Below are 15,405 nucleotides of genomic sequence, written 5' to 3'. Positions count from 1 at the left end.
CCTCTCGGGCCCGACGCTCAGGGAGCGGCCAGGAGCCGCACCGCTCGCGCCGGCTCAGTCGCCGAGGTTCTTACGGCTCGACATCGCGCGCTCGGCCTCGCGCTTGTCCTGCCGCTCGCGCAGCGCGTGGCGCTTGTCGTACTCGCGCTTGCCCTTCGCGACGGCGAGCTCGACCTTCGCGCGGCCGTCGCTGAAGTAGATGCTGAGAGGGACGAGCGTGTAGCCGCCCTCCTTCGTCTTCTGGCTGATCTTGATGATCTGCGCCTTGTGCAGCAGCATCTTCCGCTTGCGGCGCGGCGGGTGGTTCGTCCACGTGCCCTGCGAGTACTCGGGGATGTGCACGGCGTCGAGCCACGCCTCGCCGCCGTCGATGAACCCGTAGCCGTCGACGAGGCTCGCGCGGCCCATGCGCAGCGACTTGACCTCGGTGCCGCTCAGCACGAGACCGGCCTCGAACGTGTCCTCGATCGTGTAGTCGTGGCGCGCCTTGCGATTGGTGGCGACGACCTTGCGACCCTGCTCCTTGGGCATTGCCATCACCTCCGGTTCGGCTGTCGGATGCTCACCGCGGGTGCGGCGCAGCCCTCCAGCATACCCGGCGAGGGTCGCGCGCTACACGCGCAGGTAGCGCGAGATGGCGACGTTCGCCGACAGGGCCGCGAGCAGCGCGCCGACCCCGAGCAGGACGGGGACGACGAGCAGCGCGTCGTCGAGCCCGACGAAGGAAGTCTGGGGCAGGGTCTCGGAGAGATAGCCCTGGACGAAGAACTGCACGATCGCGACCATCGCGCCGGCGGCGAGCACCGAGCCGATGAGCGCCGCGACGACGCCCTCGATCACGAACGGCGTCTGGATGAACCGGTTCGAGGCGCCCACGAGCCGCATGATGCCGAGCTCGCGCCGCCGCGAGAACGCCGAGAGCCGGATGGTCGTGGCGATCAGGAGGGCGGCCGCGACGAGCATGAGCGCAGCGATCCCGATCGCGGTGAAGCTGGAGGCGTTGAGGATGTCGAAGATCTGGTCGAGGTAGGAGCGCTGGTCGACGACGCTCTCGACGCCCGCGAGCCCGGAGAGGGCATCCGCCAGGATCTGGCTCTGGGTCGGGTCGACGAGGTTCACCCAGTACGCCTCGGTCATGAGCTCGGGCGTGACGAGGGAGGCGATCGCGTTGCCCTCGAACTGGTCCTGGAAGTTCTCGAACGCCTGCTGGCGGTCCTCGAAGTAGTACGCGTCGATGAAGGGCGCGAGGGTCTCCGACTCGAGCTGCGCCTCGACGGCGGCGACCTGCTCGGGCGTCGCAGCGGTCTGATCGCATGTGCCGACGCTCGAGAAGTCCGTGCAGAAGTAGACGGCCACCTGGGCGCGGTCGTACCAGTACGACTTCATCTGGTTGATCTGCGCCTGCAGGAGGATCGCGGTTCCGACGAAGGTGAGCGAGATGAACGTCACGAGCACGACGGAGACGACCATCGAGAGGTTGCGGCGGAGGCCCTGGCCGACCTCGCTCAGGACGAGCGCGAGCCTCATCGCAGCCCCTCCCTCGGGCCGGCGGCGGGGATGACGATGTCGGGCTGCACCTGCGGGATCGCCTGCGTCACGTAGCCGCCCCCGCGCTCGTCGCGCACGACGCGGCCGCCGACGAGCTCGACGACGCGGCGCTGGAGGCGGTCGACGATGCCGGCGTCGTGGGTCGCCATGAGCACGGTCGTCCCGTTGGCGTTGATGCGCTCGAGGAGCGTCATGATGCCCATGCTCGTCGTGGGGTCGAGGTTTCCGGTCGGCTCGTCCGCGAGGAGGATGGACGGCTTGTTGACGACGGCGCGCGCGATCGCGACGCGCTGCTGCTCGCCGCCGGAGAGCTCGTGCGGGAAGCGCTCTGCCTTGCCCTCGAGCCCGACCATCGCGAGGACGTCGGGGACGGCCTCGTGGATGAAGCCCTTGCTCTTGCCGATCACCTGCAGGGTGAAGGCGACGTTCGCGAAGACGGTCTTGTTCGGCAGGAGCCGGAAGTCCTGGAAGACGACGCCGAGGTTGCGGCGGAAGTACGGGATCTTCCGGCTGGAGATGCGGTTCAGATCCTGGCCGAGGACGTGGATCGAGCCCGAGGAGGGGCGGTCCTCCTTCAGCACGAGGCGCAGCATGCTCGACTTGCCGGAGCCGGAGGCGCCGACCATGAAGACGAACTCGCCGCTGAGCACCTCGAGGCTGACGCTGTTGAGCGCCGGCTTCGCGGTTCCGCGGTAGACCTTGGTGACCTCGTCGAATCGAATCATCGCGCGTCAGCCTAGGCCGGGGCCACGAGGCCGCGAGGAGCGACACCCGGAAGCGGGAGGGCTCCTAGTCGTCCTGCGGGCGCTTGCGCCACTTGATGCCCGCGGCGATGAAGCCGTCGAGGTCGCCGTCGAACACCTTCGAGGGGTTGCCCTCCTCGTACTCGGTGCGCAGGTCCTTCACCATCTGGTAGGGCGCGAGCACGTACGAGCGCATCTGGTCGCCCCAGCTCGCCGTGATCGTGCCGGCGAGCTCCTTCTTCGTGGCCGCCTCCTGCTCCTTCTGGATGAGCAGCAGGCGCGACTGGAGGACGCGCATCGCGGCGGCCCGGTTCTGGATCTGGCTCTTCTCGTTCTGCATCGACACCACGGTCCCCGTCGGGAGGTGGGTGATGCGGACGGCCGAGTCGGTCGTGTTGACGCTCTGACCGCCGGGCCCGGAGGAGCGGAAGACGTCGACGCGGATGTCCGACTCGGGGATGTCGATCTCGGCGGTCTCCTCCATGAGGGGGATGACCTCGACCGCGGCGAAGCTCGTCTGCCTCTTTCCGGCGGCGCCGAACGGGCTCATGCGCACGAGGCGGTGCGTGCCGGCCTCGACGCTGAGCGTGCCGAAGGCGTAGGGCGCGTCGATCTGGAAGGTGGCGCTCTTGATGCCGGCCTCCTCCGCGTAGGAGGTGTCCATGACGGTCGCGGAGTAGCCGTGCTTCTCGGCCCAGCGCAGGTACATGCGCATGAGCATCTCGGCGAAGTCGGCGGCGTCGACGCCGCCCGCGCCGGAGCGGATCGTGACGACGGCAGGGCGGTCGTCGTACTCGCCGTCGAGGAGGGTCTGCACCTCCATGTCGCCGAGGGTCTTCTCGATCGCGTCGAGCTCGCTCGCGACCTCGGCCGTCGCGTCCTCGTCGTCGGCCTCCTTCGCCATCTCGAGCAGGACGTCGAGGTCGTCGAGGCGCTGCTCGAGCTCGGTGATGCGGCGCAGCTCGGTCTGGCGGTGGCTGAGGGCGCTCGTGATCTTCTGCGCCTTCTCGGTGTCGTCCCAGAGGTCGGGGGCGCTCGCCTGCTCGCTCAGCTCGGCGACGGCGGCCGCGAGGCCCTCGACGTTGACGACCGACTTGATGTCGCGGAAGGTGGAGCGGGCGGCGGCGATGCGCTCGGCGATGTCGAGTTCGATCATGTCGCACCCAGCCTACCCGCGGGGACGCGGGCGGAAGCGGGCGTAGCATCGGGCTCGAGATGTCGACCGACGAGCCCGCCTTCCGCTGGAGGACGATGGCCGCACCCGTGTTCGTGCCGTCGACGCTCTTCGTCATCGGCGAGGGCGCCATCCTCCCCGTCATCCCGGCCCTCGCCGGGCGCGTCGGCGCCGACCTCGCCGGCGCGGGGCTCGTCGCCGGGATGGTCGTCGTCGGAGTCCTGCTCGGCGACATCCCCGCCGGCTGGATCGTCGGCCGCCTCGGCGAGCGCGCGACGATGCTCGGGGCCTCGGCGCTCGCGGCGACGGGCGTGCTGCTCGCGATCATCGCCCCGAACGCCGTCGCTCTCGGCGCAGCCATGGCGATGATCGGCTTCGCGGCCGCCGTCTTCGGTCTCGCGCGCCACGCGCTGCTCACGAGCGTGGTCCCCGCCGCCTTCCGCGCTCGGGCGCTCTCGACCCTCGGCGGGTCCTTCCGGCTCGGCCTGCTCATCGGTCCGTTCGTCGCGGCGGGCGTCATCGCCCTGACCGGGGAGCTCACCTCGGTGCTGTGGTTCTCGCTCGTGATGTGCGCGGTCGTCGCGGCGAGCATCCTGCTGCTGCCCGACCCGGAGGGCATGCTCCACCACCGCTCGACGCCCGAGGGGGCCGAGCTCGGGCTCGGGGCCGTGTTCCGCACCATCGCGGCGCGACGCTCGGTGCTCGCGCGCCTCGGCGTCGGCGCGCTCACCATCGCGGCGACGCGGTCGGCGCGGCAGGTGATCCTGCCCCTGTGGGCGGCGAGCATCGGACTCGGCGGCGGCGAGACGGCGCTCATCATCGGCGTCGCGGGCGGCGTCGACTTCGCCCTGTTCTACCTCGGCGGCTGGCTCATGGACCGCTTCGGCCGCCTCTACACCGCGGTGCCCTCGATGATCGGCCTCGGGCTCGGGCTCATCGGCCTGGCTCTCTCGGCGGGGAGCTCCGACCCCGTCGCCTGGTTCGTCGCGGTCGCGCTGTGGCTGTCGCTCGCGAACGGCATCGGCGCCGGCGTCGTGATGACGATGGGCTCCGACCTCGCGGGCCGCGAGAACCCTGCGCCGTTCCTCAGCGCGTGGCGGTTCACGATGGATGCCGGGGGCGCGTCGGCCCCGCTGCTGCTGTCGGCGATCACCGCCGTCGCGAGCCTCTCCGTCGCTGCGGCCGCCCTCGGCGTCGTCGGGCTCGGCGGAGCGGTGCTGCTCGCCCGCTACATCCCGCGCCAGCTGCCGCGCGATGAGGGCTGAGGCGGGCGCTGGCCGTCCGGCTCAGCGGTGCTCGGCGTGCTCGGGCTGCTGGCCCTCGTCGTGCTGCTCGCCGTCGTGCTGCTCGCCGTCGTGCTGCTCGTGCTGCTCGCCGTCGTGCGGCTCGTGGGCCTCGCCCTCCTGCGGGGCATCGGACGACTCTCCCTCGTGGCCCGGCTCGACGAACGGCTCGGGGGCGACGTACTCGACGGCCTCGGCGTGGATGACCTCGGAGTCGTCGTCCTCCCCCGTCGGCGGGCTGGGCACGGACTCTGCGCTCTCCGCCGAATCGGCGCTCTCCACCGACGCGGGGCTCCCGACGGACGCGGCGCTGTCGACGGACGCGGCGCTGTCGACGGATGCGGGACTGTCAGCCGGCGCGCTGCTCGCCTGCTCGGCGGCGGGCTGCTCGAGCGTGGGCTGGTCGTCGGCGGCCGGTTCGGGAGCGGCCTGCTCGCCCTCGGCGGCGCCGGTCTCCGTCGCGGAGGAGGGCTCCGACGAGCTGTTCACGGGAGCGGATGCCTCGAGCGGCATCTGCGCGGCCATGCGCACGGCGGGGTGCGCACCGGTGTTCACATCGGCGGGCTCGACGGGGATCATCTCGGACTCGGCGGCCGGTACCTCGGTGAAGGCGCTCGAGGGGAGGTCCTTCTCGTCGGTGACGATCGCGGCGATGACGCGTCGCGCGACGCCCTCGGGCTCGTAGCCCGTGGGGAGCTTGGGGGCATCGCCGGCGATGGGGTGCCGGGAGAGCTCGGTCTCGGTGTGGCCGGGACGGGCATCCAGAACACGGATGCCCTGCCGGCGCAGCTCGCGGGCGGCGACCTGCTGGTAGACGGCGAGCGCCGACTTCACCGCGGAGTAGGCGCCGAGGCCGGACGTGGGCGACTCGCTCACGAGCCCGCTGAAGTTGACGATGAAGGGCGTGGAGCCCTCGGTCTTCGCCTCGGCGAGCGCGGGGGCCGCGGCGCGGACGATGCGCATGGGGGCGAGGGCGTTGACCTGCCAGAGCTCGTCGAGCACGTCGTCGCTCGTGTCGGCGATGGGGCCGAACGCGACGACGCCGGAGGCGTTGATGACGCCGTCGAGGCGGCCGTAGGCCATGACGGCGGTCGCGACGAGCGTGCGGGGCAGCTCGGGGTCGCGCAGGTCGCCGGCGATGGAGATCGCGCTGACGCCGAGCTCGTCGAGGGCCTCCTGCGAGCGACCGCTGAGGACGAGGTTCGCGCCCGCCTCGGCGAGCTGTCGAGCGAGGTGCCGACCCAATCCCCCGGTCGCGCCGAGGATGAGGATCGAAGAGCCAGCCAGTTCAGCCATGGAAGCAACCTAACCACACCATTCCGGGGGGCGCGCGCCGATCGGTTCGGGGGGGCGGACGGGGGCTCAGCCGGCGTTCAGGAGCACCCAGTCGCCTTCGGAGACGACGCGCTCGTTCCCGTCGACGACGACGATCGCGGTCTCGTCGTCGATCGCGTACGTCGGGACGGGGATCATGGAGGCCCACTTCTCGATGTTCGCGAGCGCCGTGTCCTCCATGTCCGGGTCGTTCAGGTGCGGATACAGGGTGAAGTCGACGAGACCGAGCGCGCGGTCGGCGCCCTGCGCCATGTCGCTGCCGTCGGGGACGAACTCCCGGTCGAACTCGGCATCGCAGTTGTAGGGAGTGACGGTGATGCTGCCGGCGCTCACGCCGACGTAGACGAGGTCGAGAGCGGGGAGCAGGTCCGCGAGGCCGGACTCGCGCATCCAGTGCGTGAGGTAGAGGACGTCGCCGCCCCAGACGAGGAGGGCGTCGGCCTCCTCGACGGCGGGGACCCAGTTCTCCCTCCGGATGGTCGGGAGCGCCGTGAGCTCGAGCACACCCATCGACTTCCAGCCCAGGGCGGTCAGCGGGACGCCCTCCTTGCCGGTGATCGCCTCCCACGCGCTCGCCGTCCCGCCCGGGAAGGGGTGCACCCCGGTCGGCACGACGAGGGCGCGCGACTCGGAGACCGGCTTGCCGAGCAGGTCGGTCAGCGCGTCCGCGATGCTCGCATTCCTGATGCCGGAGGACGTGAGGAGGAACTTCATGGGAGACCGTTTCTCGTCGGCGTGGTGATCATCGTGCCACGACGCTCCTGGCCTCGGCGGACACGTCGATGCGAATCCCCTCCGGGACGAACAGCGTGACGATCGGCGGCCTCCAGTACGACGACAGACTCACGACGGCGGTCGCCCCGTCGTCGGTCGCGGCGCGCTCGAGCCGCACATCCTCGAGCCCGCCCAGCGGCGCCTCGCGCAGGTAGGCGACCACGTCGCGCGCGACGGCCGCGGAGGTGAGGCGCGGCCGCAGCTCCTCCCCCACGAGCTGGACGTCGTCGAGGGCGAACGACTCGGCGCCGACGAGCGCGGCTCCATCCGCGAGCGAGAGCAGTCGCTTGCGCTCCAGATAGAGGGAGGTGGCGGCCGTCACGAGCAGCACGACGACCAGACCGAGGCTCGCGAAGCCGGCGATGAGCGGGAGTATCGAGCCGTCGTCACAGCGCCGCAGAGCCCGGATGACCGCGGTGCGCTCGTTCGCGCGGACCCGCGGCGCGCTCACGGTCGTCCCCCGAATCGCGACACCTGCTGGGTGGCCGACGCCTCGAGCGGCACGGCGAGCGGGGCGCGGACATCCAGCAGCGGCGGCACGAGCGGGAGCGGCACGCGGGCATCGATGCGCACGGTCACCCAGCTGCGGCGGGCGAGGCAGTCGGCGGGCGCGGGCGTGCAGGTGATCGTCACGCGCGTCTCGGCGCTCACGCCGTGGTCCGCGAGGGCGAGTTCGAGCGCTCGCGCGGCGCCCTCCTCCCCCGCCTCCACCGACGGCGCCTGGACGAAGACACGGGCGGCCTGGCGCGCGGCGCCCTCCGTCGCGAGAGCGGCGGACTGCACGGTCGCGACGAGGACCACCAGGTACACGATCGGCACGAGCAGGAGGATGCCCGCGGTGAGGAACTCGATCGACGCCGAGCCCGCGTCGTCAGCCGCGGGGCTCGATCGCCGCACGACCCGACACCTCCAGCCCCTCGTCGAGTCCGGCCAGGCCGAGCAGCGGCAGCGGGGCGCGCACCGTGATCACGACCACCGGAGCGCCCGCGTACTCGCTCGTCGTGGCGGTCACGGCGCGGGCGTATGCGGGCCCGAGAGCGGTCGAGATGAGGTCGCGGGTGCGATCGACGCCGGCGGCGAGCGTGGTGTCGGCGAGGGAGGCGTGCCGAGCGCCCTCGGCCGCCGCGTCGATGAGGGTGGAGCGGATGTGCGAGGCCAGGGCGACCTGCAGAACGGACACGGCGACGAGCGTGAGGAGCGTGCCGACGAGCACGAACTCCACCGGAGCCGAACCGCGATCATCGCGCCCCGCGCGCATCAGAAGCCGGTGACCCGATCGATGGCCTGCTGGAACACCCCGCTCAGAGCCGGACCAGCGAGAGCCCAGATGACGATCACGAGCCCCGCGGTCATCAGGGTGATGAGCACCCAGCCGGGAACGTCGCCGCGCTCCTCGGACCGCAGGCGGGAGGTGAGAGTCGTCCAGCGGGACATGATGGATCCTTTCGTTCGATGGCCGCCGACAGGATGCGCATCCGCGCACGAGAGCGACGAGGGCTGTCCACAGGCCGAGCAGGGGCGCGGTCACAGCCCCACCTGCAGGACCATGAGCCCCGGCCAGACCGCGAACAGGACGGTGACCGGGAGGATGAGGAACACGAGAGGGACGAGCATCGCGACCTCGCGGGTGCCCGCGGCCTCGAGGATGTGCCGCTTGGACTCCTCGCGCGCGTCGAGGGCGTGCGCCCGCAGCACCTCCGCCAGAGGCGTGCCGCGTTCGAGCGCGGCGAGGATCTGGTCGACGAGCCGCGACACCGCGGGCATCGCGAGGTCGTCGCGCAGCTCGGCGAGCGCGCGGGGCAGCGGCTGACCGGCGGCCGCGCGGGAGACCACCCGCGCGAACTCACCGGCGAGCTCCCCCGAGCCGGTCGCGGCGATGCGGCGCAGCGCGTCGAGGATCGACTCCCCCGCGGAGACGCTCAGGGCGAGGAACTCGACGACCGTGGGGAACTCCTGCGTCATGCGCGAGACGCGTCGAGCGGCCGCCCGCGCGAGCAGAGCATCCGTCGCACCGATGCCGGCGATGGCACCCGCCACCAGGCCGGCGATCCCGATGGGGATGAGGACGCCGCCGTCGCGTCCGGCGAGGAGAGCGGCGCCGGCGCCGGCAGCACCCCCCAGAGCCGCGCCGAGGAGCTGCCGGGCGCGATGGCTCTGGAGCGTCGCCTCCGAACCCGACTGGCGCAGCCTCGTGCGGATGACCGTCGCGCCGCCGAGAACCGAGTCGAGCGTGCGGCCGAGGGCGTCCGCGAGGGGCGCGACCATCGCTCCGAGCAAGGGGAGCGGGTCGGAGCTCCGGGGCCTCGTCATCGCGCGCGCCTCGCTCGAGACGTCGACGAGGTACGGAGCCAGTCGCGCGGTGAGGCGAGGTCGTCCGAGGCGAGGAGCGAGGCTCGCGAGCAGCCACAACCCGGTGCCGAGAGCCGCGCCCACGAGGGCCGCGAGCGCGAGGGTCGGCGTCATCGGAACCACCGCCCCTCCTCCGGCAGCCGCCCGAGAGCGATCATCAGCCGGTACGCGACGAGGGTCACTCCGAGTCCGACGAGGACAAGAGCCGCACCGCCCGCCGAGTTGTAGGCGGCCGCGGCCTCCGGCCGCGTGCTGAGAAGGAGGAGCACGGCCCACGGCGCGGCGACGCCGAGGCGCGCGGCATTGCGCACCCACGACTGCCGCGCCTCCACCTCGGCGCGCACCGCGGCGTCGGTCCGGAGGTACTGCGCGAGCGAGCGCAGCACCCCGGGCAGCTCGGTGCCGCCGACCTCGCGCGCCATCCGCAGCGTCTCGATGATCCTGTCGGCGACGGGATCGGCGAGCGCCTCCTTGAGGTCGTCGAGCGCCTCCCCGAACTGCGCCGTCCGGGCGTACTCGCGTCGGAAGTCGCGGAACGGCGCGCGAACGGCGTCCGGTGCCGACTCCGCGAGGGAGCCGATCGCCTCCGGCAGTCCGAGACCGGCGCGGATGCCCGACACGAGATGGTCGACGACATCGGGCCAGACCTGCCGCAGCGCTCGGCGCCGCGCCGCCGCCCGCGCCCGGAGCGCGACGATCGGCAGACTCGCCGCGACCAGCCCGGCGACCGGGGCCAGCGCGGCGACGGGCACGAGCAGGAGGGTCCCGGCGGCGCCGACCACCCCCACGAGCGCGACGATGCCGACCAGGGCGAGCGGACTGGCGTGGACGAGCCCCGCGCGGGCGAGGAGCTCGGCGAGCGGTCGCAGCGCGCCGCGCGAGGCCGGGCCGCCCTCGCGCACCGGCCAGAGCCACGGCGAGGCGATGAGGAGGACCCCTGCTGCCATGAGCAGGGCGGCGATGAGGGTCATGCGGCCCCCGTGACGAGCCGCGGATCGAGGCCGACCGCGGCGAACTTCTCGCCGCGGGCGGGCACGGCACCGGTCGGCTCGAGGCGCCCGCCGACGCGGTGGAAGATCGTGTCGACCGCGATGCGCCCCTCCTCGAGCGCGCCGGTCGGCGCGACGATCTCCGCCACGCGGCGCTGGCCGCCCGCCACGAGCTCGCAGTGGACGACGAGGTCGATCGCGCTCGCGACCGTCGGCACGACGAACGACGCGTCGATGTTGCGGCCCGCGAGCAGCGGCAGGGTGGAGAGCTTGATGAGGGCGTCACGAGCGCTGTTGGCGTGAAGGCTGCAGGCGCCGGGAAGGCCGCTGTTGAGGGCGATCAGGAGGTCGAGGGACTCGGCCTCGCGCACCTCGCCGACCACGAGGCGGTCCGGGCGCATCCGCAGGGCCTCTTTGATCAGACGACGGAGGGAGATCTCGCCGGTGCCCTCGAGATTCGGGCTGCGGCACTGCATCGCGACGCAGTCCAGGGCGTGGAGGTCGAGCTCGAAGGTCTCCTCGACCGTCACGATGCGCTCCCGAGGGCGCGCACCGGCCAGGAGCGCGCCGAGCATCGTCGTCTTGCCCGACTGCGTCGCCCCCGACACGAGGATGTTGCAGCCGGCGAGGACGCTCATCCGGAGGAACTCCGCCGCCTGCGGCGTGAGGGTCCCGAGCTCGACGAGCCGGGAGAGGTCGCCGATGCGCTGCGAGAACTTGCGGACGTTGACCGCCCAGTGCGAGCGGGTCACGTCGGGGATCACGACGTGCAGGCGCGAGCCGTCGGGGAGCGAGGCGTCGACGAACGGCGAGCTGAGGTCGACGCGGCGACCGGTGGCCTGGAGCATGCGCTCGACGAGGGTGCGCACCTGCTCGTCGGTGAGCCGGACGTCGGTGCGCTCGCTCACGCCCGCGCGAGCGATGAAGACGGCGTCGGGGCGGTTGATCCAGATCTCCTCCACGCTCGGGTCGTCGAAGAAGGGCTGGAGCGGGCCGTAGCCGGTGAGGCCGGCGAGCACCTGGCCGAAGGCGTGCGCCTCGTCGGCGATCTGCGGCAGGGAACCGGCGAGCGAGCGCTCGGCGTACGACCGGAGCTCCTCGCGGACGAGCCGCTCGGCCGCGTCGGGATCGCGATGCAGGTCGAGTCGCTCGCTGCGCACTCGCTCGCGGACCCGGTCGGTGATGGCGGAGACGGCGGTCGACATGCGCGACATGGTCGCCCGAAGCGCACCGGGCATCCGCCGCTCTTTCCACAGTCGTTCCGGTCTTCTCCCAGGATGGAGAAAACCCGTGCGTTCTACGCGCGGATGTGCTGTTATTGACCATTCCCCGCTTTTCCCCGCTGGCCCCCACTCCCCCGAGGTGCACATCATGAGCGCGTTCGCGACGACGACGACGGAGGCGATCGAGCTCGATCTGAGCGGCCTCACGAGCGTGCTCGCGGTCGTCCTCGCCATCGGGGTCGTGGTGCTCATGGTGTGGATGTGGCGCATCGGGAACCTGCTCGAATCGGCCGTCGAGCCGGGCGCCGAGCCGGTGACCGACCACTCCTCGCCCGCCGTGTCGGCCGTCCCCGACAGGGCGGCGCACTGACCGGAGCCGTGGCGCCGCACACCATGACTCCGCACGATCCGCGCACCCTCACCGTCGAAGAGTTCAGCCGCCGCGAGGCCGCCCTGCGCCGCGGGTACCCGATCGCCCTCGCCGTGGGGCTCACGGGCGCCGCGATCACCCTCGTCGTCTGGGCCATCGCGACCGGGCGCACCCTCACCCTCGTCGGGCTCTCCGGCGCCCCCACCCCGGCGCGGCTGGCGGAGGCGATCACGGCCGACTCGCTCGAGGCCGAGCTGCTGCTGATCGGGGCCGCGCTCGTGTGGCTCGCGACCATCATCGCCATCGTCACGTCCAACCGGCTGTCACGCCTCCGATCGCGCGCCGCGAGGCGACGCTGACGGATCGCGCTCGTCGTCGGCCGGCCTGGCCCTAGGCTGGGCGCGTTCCGCACCGCCGGCGCTCGCCGTCGGGGCACCGCCATCGGACCCGGGAGGCCGCATGCTCGACGTGCTCATCGCCGCGGCCGCGGGGCTCGGCGCCGCGAGCTTCCTGCTCGTCGGCGCCGCGATCGGCTGGTTCGCCCGCGTGCCCGCGAACGTCGTCGCCGGCATCATGGCGTTCGGCGCCGGCGCGCTCATCTCGACCCTCGCCTTCGAGCTCGTGCTCGAGGCGCACAAGACGGGAGGGCTCGGTGCGACGCTCGGCGGTTTCCTGCTCGGGGCGATCATCTTCGTCATCGCCGACCTGCTGCTGGCACGGCAGGGCGCCCGCGCGCGGAAGCGATCGATCGCCCTGCAGAGCGAGCCGGGCATCCACGCGCACCCCGCCGCCCGGGCGAGCACGACCGTCGGCCTGGCGGTCGCCGTCGGGGCCCTGCTCGACGGCGTGCCCGAGAGCCTCGTGCTCGGCCTGTCGCTCGCCGAGGGCGGCGTGGTGAGCCTGCCCATCCTCGTCGCGGTCGCCGTCTCGAACCTGCCGGAGGGACTCGGGAGCGCCGCGGGCATGCGCCACGAGGGCCGCAGCGCTCGCTACGTCTTCGGGGTGTGGGGCGGCATCGTGCTCGCGTCCGGCATCGCCGCCGCGCTCGGCTTCGCACTGCTCGCGAACGCCCCGGTCGAGGTCATCGCCGCCGTCACGACCGTCGCCGCCGGCGGGATCCTCGCCATGGTCGCGAACACGATGATCCCCGAGGCGTTTGCCGCCGACCGCTCGCTCACCGGGCTGTGGGCGGCGCTCGGCTTCGCGCTCTCGTTCGCCCTCACGCAGCTGGGCTGAGCGACCGGGCGTCGGATGCCCGGCTCAGGCCTCCGCGAAGCGACGCACCTCGCGCGCGAAGGCCGCACCGACCGCGTGCGCGCGCTCGCGGTAGGCGAGCCACTTCTCGTGGCTCAGCGCCTCCTGCCGCTCCGGGTCGGCGCCGACGCGCTCGAAGCCGGAGCGGTCGCCGGCGATCCACGCGAGCTGGGTCGCGAGGCCCACCTCGAGGTGGAACTGCAGACCCCACGCGCACTCCCCCACGCGGAAGGCCTCGATGATGCCGTCGGTCTCTCCGAGCAGCGTCGCGCCGGCCGGGAGCTCGAACGAGTCGAAGTGGTAGTGGAAGACGTCGAGACCGCCGTCGGCGTCGCTCTCGGCCGCGAGCGGGGCGACGACCGGGTCGAGTGCGGCCTCCGGCGTCGGCGTCACGCGGGTCCAGCCGAGCTCGGGCACGGGCGACGGGCGGAACGCGGCGCCGGCCGCGGCGGCGAGCAGCTGGGCGCCGAAGCAGAGCCCGAGGACGGGCATCCGCCGCGTTAACGCCTGCTGCATGAGCGCCTTCTCGACCGGCATCCACTCCTTCTCGGCCTCGTCGCGGACCCCCGCGTAGGCGCCGAGGGAGATGAGGCCGCTGAAGCCGTCGAGGGTCGCGGGTGCGCCGTCGGGGACGCGCCCGGCATCCCACATGACGATGCGGATGCCCGCCTCGGCGAGGGGTGGTGCGAGCTCGCCGAGGTTGTCGTCGACGTCGTGCTGGATGACGAGGACGGCGGGCTGCGCTGCGGGCTGCGAGTCGGGCACGGTCATGCTCCTCACCGTACGGGGCCGGGTGGCGGCCGGAGAGAGATCCGCCGCCGGGCGGCCACCACAGCGCCCGGCGGCGGAAACCGATGATTCCGCGAGGAGGCTTACGCCTTCGGGATGAACGTGTACTTGGTCGTGAGGTACTCGTCGATGCCCTCGAGCGAGCCCTCGCGGCCGATGCCCGACTGCTTGACCCCGCCGAAGGGGGCCGCGGCGTTGGAGATGACGCCCGCGTTGAGGCCCATCATGCCGGTCTCGAGGCGGTCGATCATGCGCATGCCGCGTGCGAGATCCTGCGTGTAGACGTAGCTGATCAGGCCGTACTCGGTCGCGTTGGCGAGCTCGACCGCCTCGTCCTCCGTCTCGAACGGCACGATCGCGAGCACCGGCCCGAAGATCTCCTCGCTCAGCAGGCGCGTGCCGGGCTGCACGCCCGTGAGCACCGTCGCGGGGTAGAACGAGCCGGCGCGGTCGGGGATGACGCCGCCGGTCGTGACGGTCGCGCCCTTCGCGACGGCGTCCTCGACGAGCTCGTGCGAGCCCTTCACGGCGTTGTCGTCGACGAGCGGGCCGATCTGCACGCCCTCCTCGGTGCCGCGGCCCATCCGCATGGCGGCCACGCGCTCGGTGACGCGGCGGCCGAACTCGTCCGCGACGGACGACTGGACGAGGATGCGGTTCGCCGCCGTGCAGGCCTGGCCGATGTTGCGGAACTTGGCCAGCAGGACGCCATCGATCGCCTTGTCGAGATCGGCATCCTCGAACACGACGAAGGGGGCGTTGCCGCCGAGCTCCATCGAGGTGCGCAGGATCCCGTCGGCGGCCTGCTTCATGAGCATGCGCCCGACCTCGGTCGACCCGGTGAAGCTCAGCTTGCGCAGGCGGGGGTCGGCGATGATCTCGGCCGACAGGGCCCCCGACTTCGCGGTCGTGACGACGTTGACGACTCCGGCGGGCAGCCCGGCGTCCTCGAGCGTCTTGACAAAGTACATCGTCGTGAGCGGCGTGAGCGCCGCGGGCTTGATGATCGAGGTGCAGCCGGCGGCGAGCGCGGGCGCGATCTTGCGGGTCGCCATCGCGAGCGGGAAGTTCCACGGCGTGATGAGGAAGGACGGGCCGACGGGCGCGTGCGAGACGACGATCTGGCCGGTGCCCTCGGGGTTCTGCCCGAAGCGGCCGGTGATGCGCACGGCCTCCTCGCTGAACCAGCGCAGGAACTCCGCGCCGTACGTGACCTCGCCGCGCGACTCGGCGAGCGGCTTGCCCATCTCGAGCGTCATGAGCAGCGCGAACTCGTCCGCGCGCTCGATGACGAGGTCGAAGGCGCGGCGCAGCAGCTCGCCGCGCACGCGCGGGGCGGTCGCGGCCCAGCTCGCCTGGGCGTTCGCGGCGGCGTCCATCGCGCGCTTGCCGTCGGCGACCGACGCGCTCGCGATCTCGACGAGCGTCTCGCCCGTGCTCGGGTCGGTGACGGCCATGGTCGCGCCGCCCTCGGCGTCGATCCACTGCCCGTCGATGTAGAGCCCGCGGGGCACCTTGGCGAGGAGGTCTGCTTCGCTGATCATGTCGTTTCCCTGATCTTCCTTATGGGGGGA

The 15,405-nt window shown here is 72.4% G+C and carries 19 protein-coding genes; 4 read left to right on the top strand and 15 right to left on the bottom strand.

All coding sequences use genetic code 11. The annotated features are described in order from the left end of the window. Positions 1-54: 54 nt before the first annotated feature. The 4 genes from smpB to prfB all read right to left on the bottom strand — a co-directional run bounded on the left by smpB (position 55) and on the right by prfB (position 3,447). Positions 55-531, bottom strand: coding sequence for an SsrA-binding protein SmpB (gene smpB / locus ASC54_RS06855; RefSeq protein WP_055855978.1), 477 nt, complete (start codon positions 529-531; stop codon positions 55-57). 81 nt (positions 532-612) lie between these two features. Continuing rightward, positions 613-1,527: a permease-like cell division protein FtsX gene (ftsX, locus tag ASC54_RS06850; protein WP_055855981.1), complete on the bottom strand. Its 915-nt coding sequence runs from the start codon at positions 1,525-1,527 to the stop codon at positions 613-615. Further along, positions 1,524-2,273, bottom strand: a complete 750-nt coding sequence (gene ftsE, locus ASC54_RS06845; RefSeq protein ID WP_055855983.1) for a cell division ATP-binding protein FtsE — start codon at positions 2,271-2,273, stop codon at positions 1,524-1,526. The genes ftsX and ftsE overlap by 4 nt, the downstream gene beginning before the upstream one ends. A 64-nt stretch (positions 2,274-2,337) precedes the next feature. Beyond that, positions 2,338-3,447: a peptide chain release factor 2 gene (gene prfB / locus ASC54_RS06840; protein ID WP_055855986.1), complete on the bottom strand. Its 1,110-nt coding sequence runs from the start codon at positions 3,445-3,447 to the stop codon at positions 2,338-2,340. A 59-nt stretch (positions 3,448-3,506) separates the two neighbouring features. Between prfB and ASC54_RS06835 the strand changes: the two genes are divergently transcribed. Beyond that, entirely contained in the window at positions 3,507-4,730 is a 1,224-nt protein-coding gene (locus ASC54_RS06835) for an MFS transporter (RefSeq protein ID WP_055897566.1), read from the top strand. 21 nt (positions 4,731-4,751) lie between these two features. Here ASC54_RS06835 and ASC54_RS13060 read toward each other — a convergent pair whose 3' ends face one another. The 9 genes from ASC54_RS13060 to ASC54_RS06795 all read right to left on the bottom strand — a co-directional run bounded on the left by ASC54_RS13060 (position 4,752) and on the right by ASC54_RS06795 (position 11,400). Continuing rightward, the gene (locus ASC54_RS13060; RefSeq protein ID WP_055855992.1) at positions 4,752-6,044 is read right to left on the bottom strand and encodes an SDR family oxidoreductase; all 1,293 of its coding nucleotides are present in this window, start codon (positions 6,042-6,044) and stop codon (positions 4,752-4,754) included. 66 nt (positions 6,045-6,110) lie between these two features. Next, on the bottom strand, positions 6,111-6,797 hold the full coding sequence (locus tag ASC54_RS06825) for a Type 1 glutamine amidotransferase-like domain-containing protein (protein WP_055855995.1): 687 nt from the start codon (positions 6,795-6,797) through the stop codon (positions 6,111-6,113). A 28-nt stretch (positions 6,798-6,825) separates the two neighbouring features. After that, a complete protein-coding gene (locus tag ASC54_RS06820; RefSeq protein WP_235451402.1) occupies positions 6,826-7,308 on the bottom strand; it encodes a pilus assembly protein TadG-related protein in 483 nt (160 codons plus the stop codon). Further along, on the bottom strand, positions 7,305-7,754 hold the full coding sequence (locus ASC54_RS06815; protein WP_055897560.1) for a hypothetical protein: 450 nt from the start codon (positions 7,752-7,754) through the stop codon (positions 7,305-7,307). The genes ASC54_RS06820 and ASC54_RS06815 overlap by 4 nt, the downstream gene beginning before the upstream one ends. Next, positions 7,729-8,079, bottom strand: coding sequence for a TadE family protein (locus tag ASC54_RS06810; RefSeq protein ID WP_235451401.1), 351 nt, complete (start codon positions 8,077-8,079; stop codon positions 7,729-7,731). The genes ASC54_RS06815 and ASC54_RS06810 overlap by 26 nt, the downstream gene beginning before the upstream one ends. A 35-nt stretch (positions 8,080-8,114) precedes the next feature. After that, a complete protein-coding gene (locus tag ASC54_RS13055; RefSeq protein WP_200932278.1) occupies positions 8,115-8,291 on the bottom strand; it encodes a hypothetical protein in 177 nt (58 codons plus the stop codon). Between the two features lie 90 nt (positions 8,292-8,381). Next, entirely contained in the window at positions 8,382-9,320 is a 939-nt protein-coding gene (locus ASC54_RS06805) for a type II secretion system F family protein (protein WP_055856003.1), read from the bottom strand. Continuing rightward, positions 9,317-10,177, bottom strand: coding sequence for a type II secretion system F family protein (locus tag ASC54_RS06800; RefSeq protein ID WP_055856007.1), 861 nt, complete (start codon positions 10,175-10,177; stop codon positions 9,317-9,319). Before ASC54_RS06800 ends, ASC54_RS06805 begins: the two co-directional genes overlap by 4 nt. Next, positions 10,174-11,400 carry a CpaF family protein gene (locus tag ASC54_RS06795; protein WP_082514901.1) on the bottom strand — a complete coding sequence of 409 codons (1,227 nt, stop codon included), beginning with the start codon at positions 11,398-11,400 and terminating at the stop codon, positions 10,174-10,176. Before ASC54_RS06795 ends, ASC54_RS06800 begins: the two co-directional genes overlap by 4 nt. 166 nt (positions 11,401-11,566) lie before the next feature. Here ASC54_RS06795 and ASC54_RS06790 point away from each other — a divergent pair, with 166 nt between their 5' ends. The 3 genes from ASC54_RS06790 to ASC54_RS06780 all read left to right on the top strand — a co-directional run bounded on the left by ASC54_RS06790 (position 11,567) and on the right by ASC54_RS06780 (position 13,024). Continuing rightward, positions 11,567-11,788 carry a hypothetical protein gene (locus tag ASC54_RS06790; protein WP_156376750.1) on the top strand — a complete coding sequence of 74 codons (222 nt, stop codon included), beginning with the start codon at positions 11,567-11,569 and terminating at the stop codon, positions 11,786-11,788. 23 nt (positions 11,789-11,811) lie between these two features. After that, on the top strand, positions 11,812-12,147 hold the full coding sequence (locus ASC54_RS06785; RefSeq protein WP_055897554.1) for a hypothetical protein: 336 nt from the start codon (positions 11,812-11,814) through the stop codon (positions 12,145-12,147). 100 nt (positions 12,148-12,247) lie between these two features. After that, positions 12,248-13,024, top strand: coding sequence for a ZIP family metal transporter (locus tag ASC54_RS06780; RefSeq protein ID WP_055856019.1), 777 nt, complete (start codon positions 12,248-12,250; stop codon positions 13,022-13,024). A gap of 24 nt (positions 13,025-13,048) precedes the next feature. On the opposite strand, the gene ASC54_RS06775 is transcribed toward ASC54_RS06780, so the two are convergent. Both ASC54_RS06775 and ASC54_RS06770 read right to left on the bottom strand, forming a co-directional pair. Then, on the bottom strand, positions 13,049-13,813 hold the full coding sequence (locus ASC54_RS06775) for a type 1 glutamine amidotransferase (RefSeq protein WP_055856022.1): 765 nt from the start codon (positions 13,811-13,813) through the stop codon (positions 13,049-13,051). A gap of 101 nt (positions 13,814-13,914) precedes the next feature. Then, the gene (locus ASC54_RS06770; protein ID WP_055856025.1) at positions 13,915-15,375 is read right to left on the bottom strand and encodes an NAD-dependent succinate-semialdehyde dehydrogenase; all 1,461 of its coding nucleotides are present in this window, start codon (positions 15,373-15,375) and stop codon (positions 13,915-13,917) included. Positions 15,376-15,405 lie beyond the last annotated feature (30 nt).

The organism is Yonghaparkia sp. Root332 (genome assembly GCF_001425665.1).
Taxonomy (GTDB): domain Bacteria; phylum Actinomycetota; class Actinomycetes; order Actinomycetales; family Microbacteriaceae; genus Microcella.
This window is presented reverse-complemented; position numbering and strand designations above follow the sequence as displayed.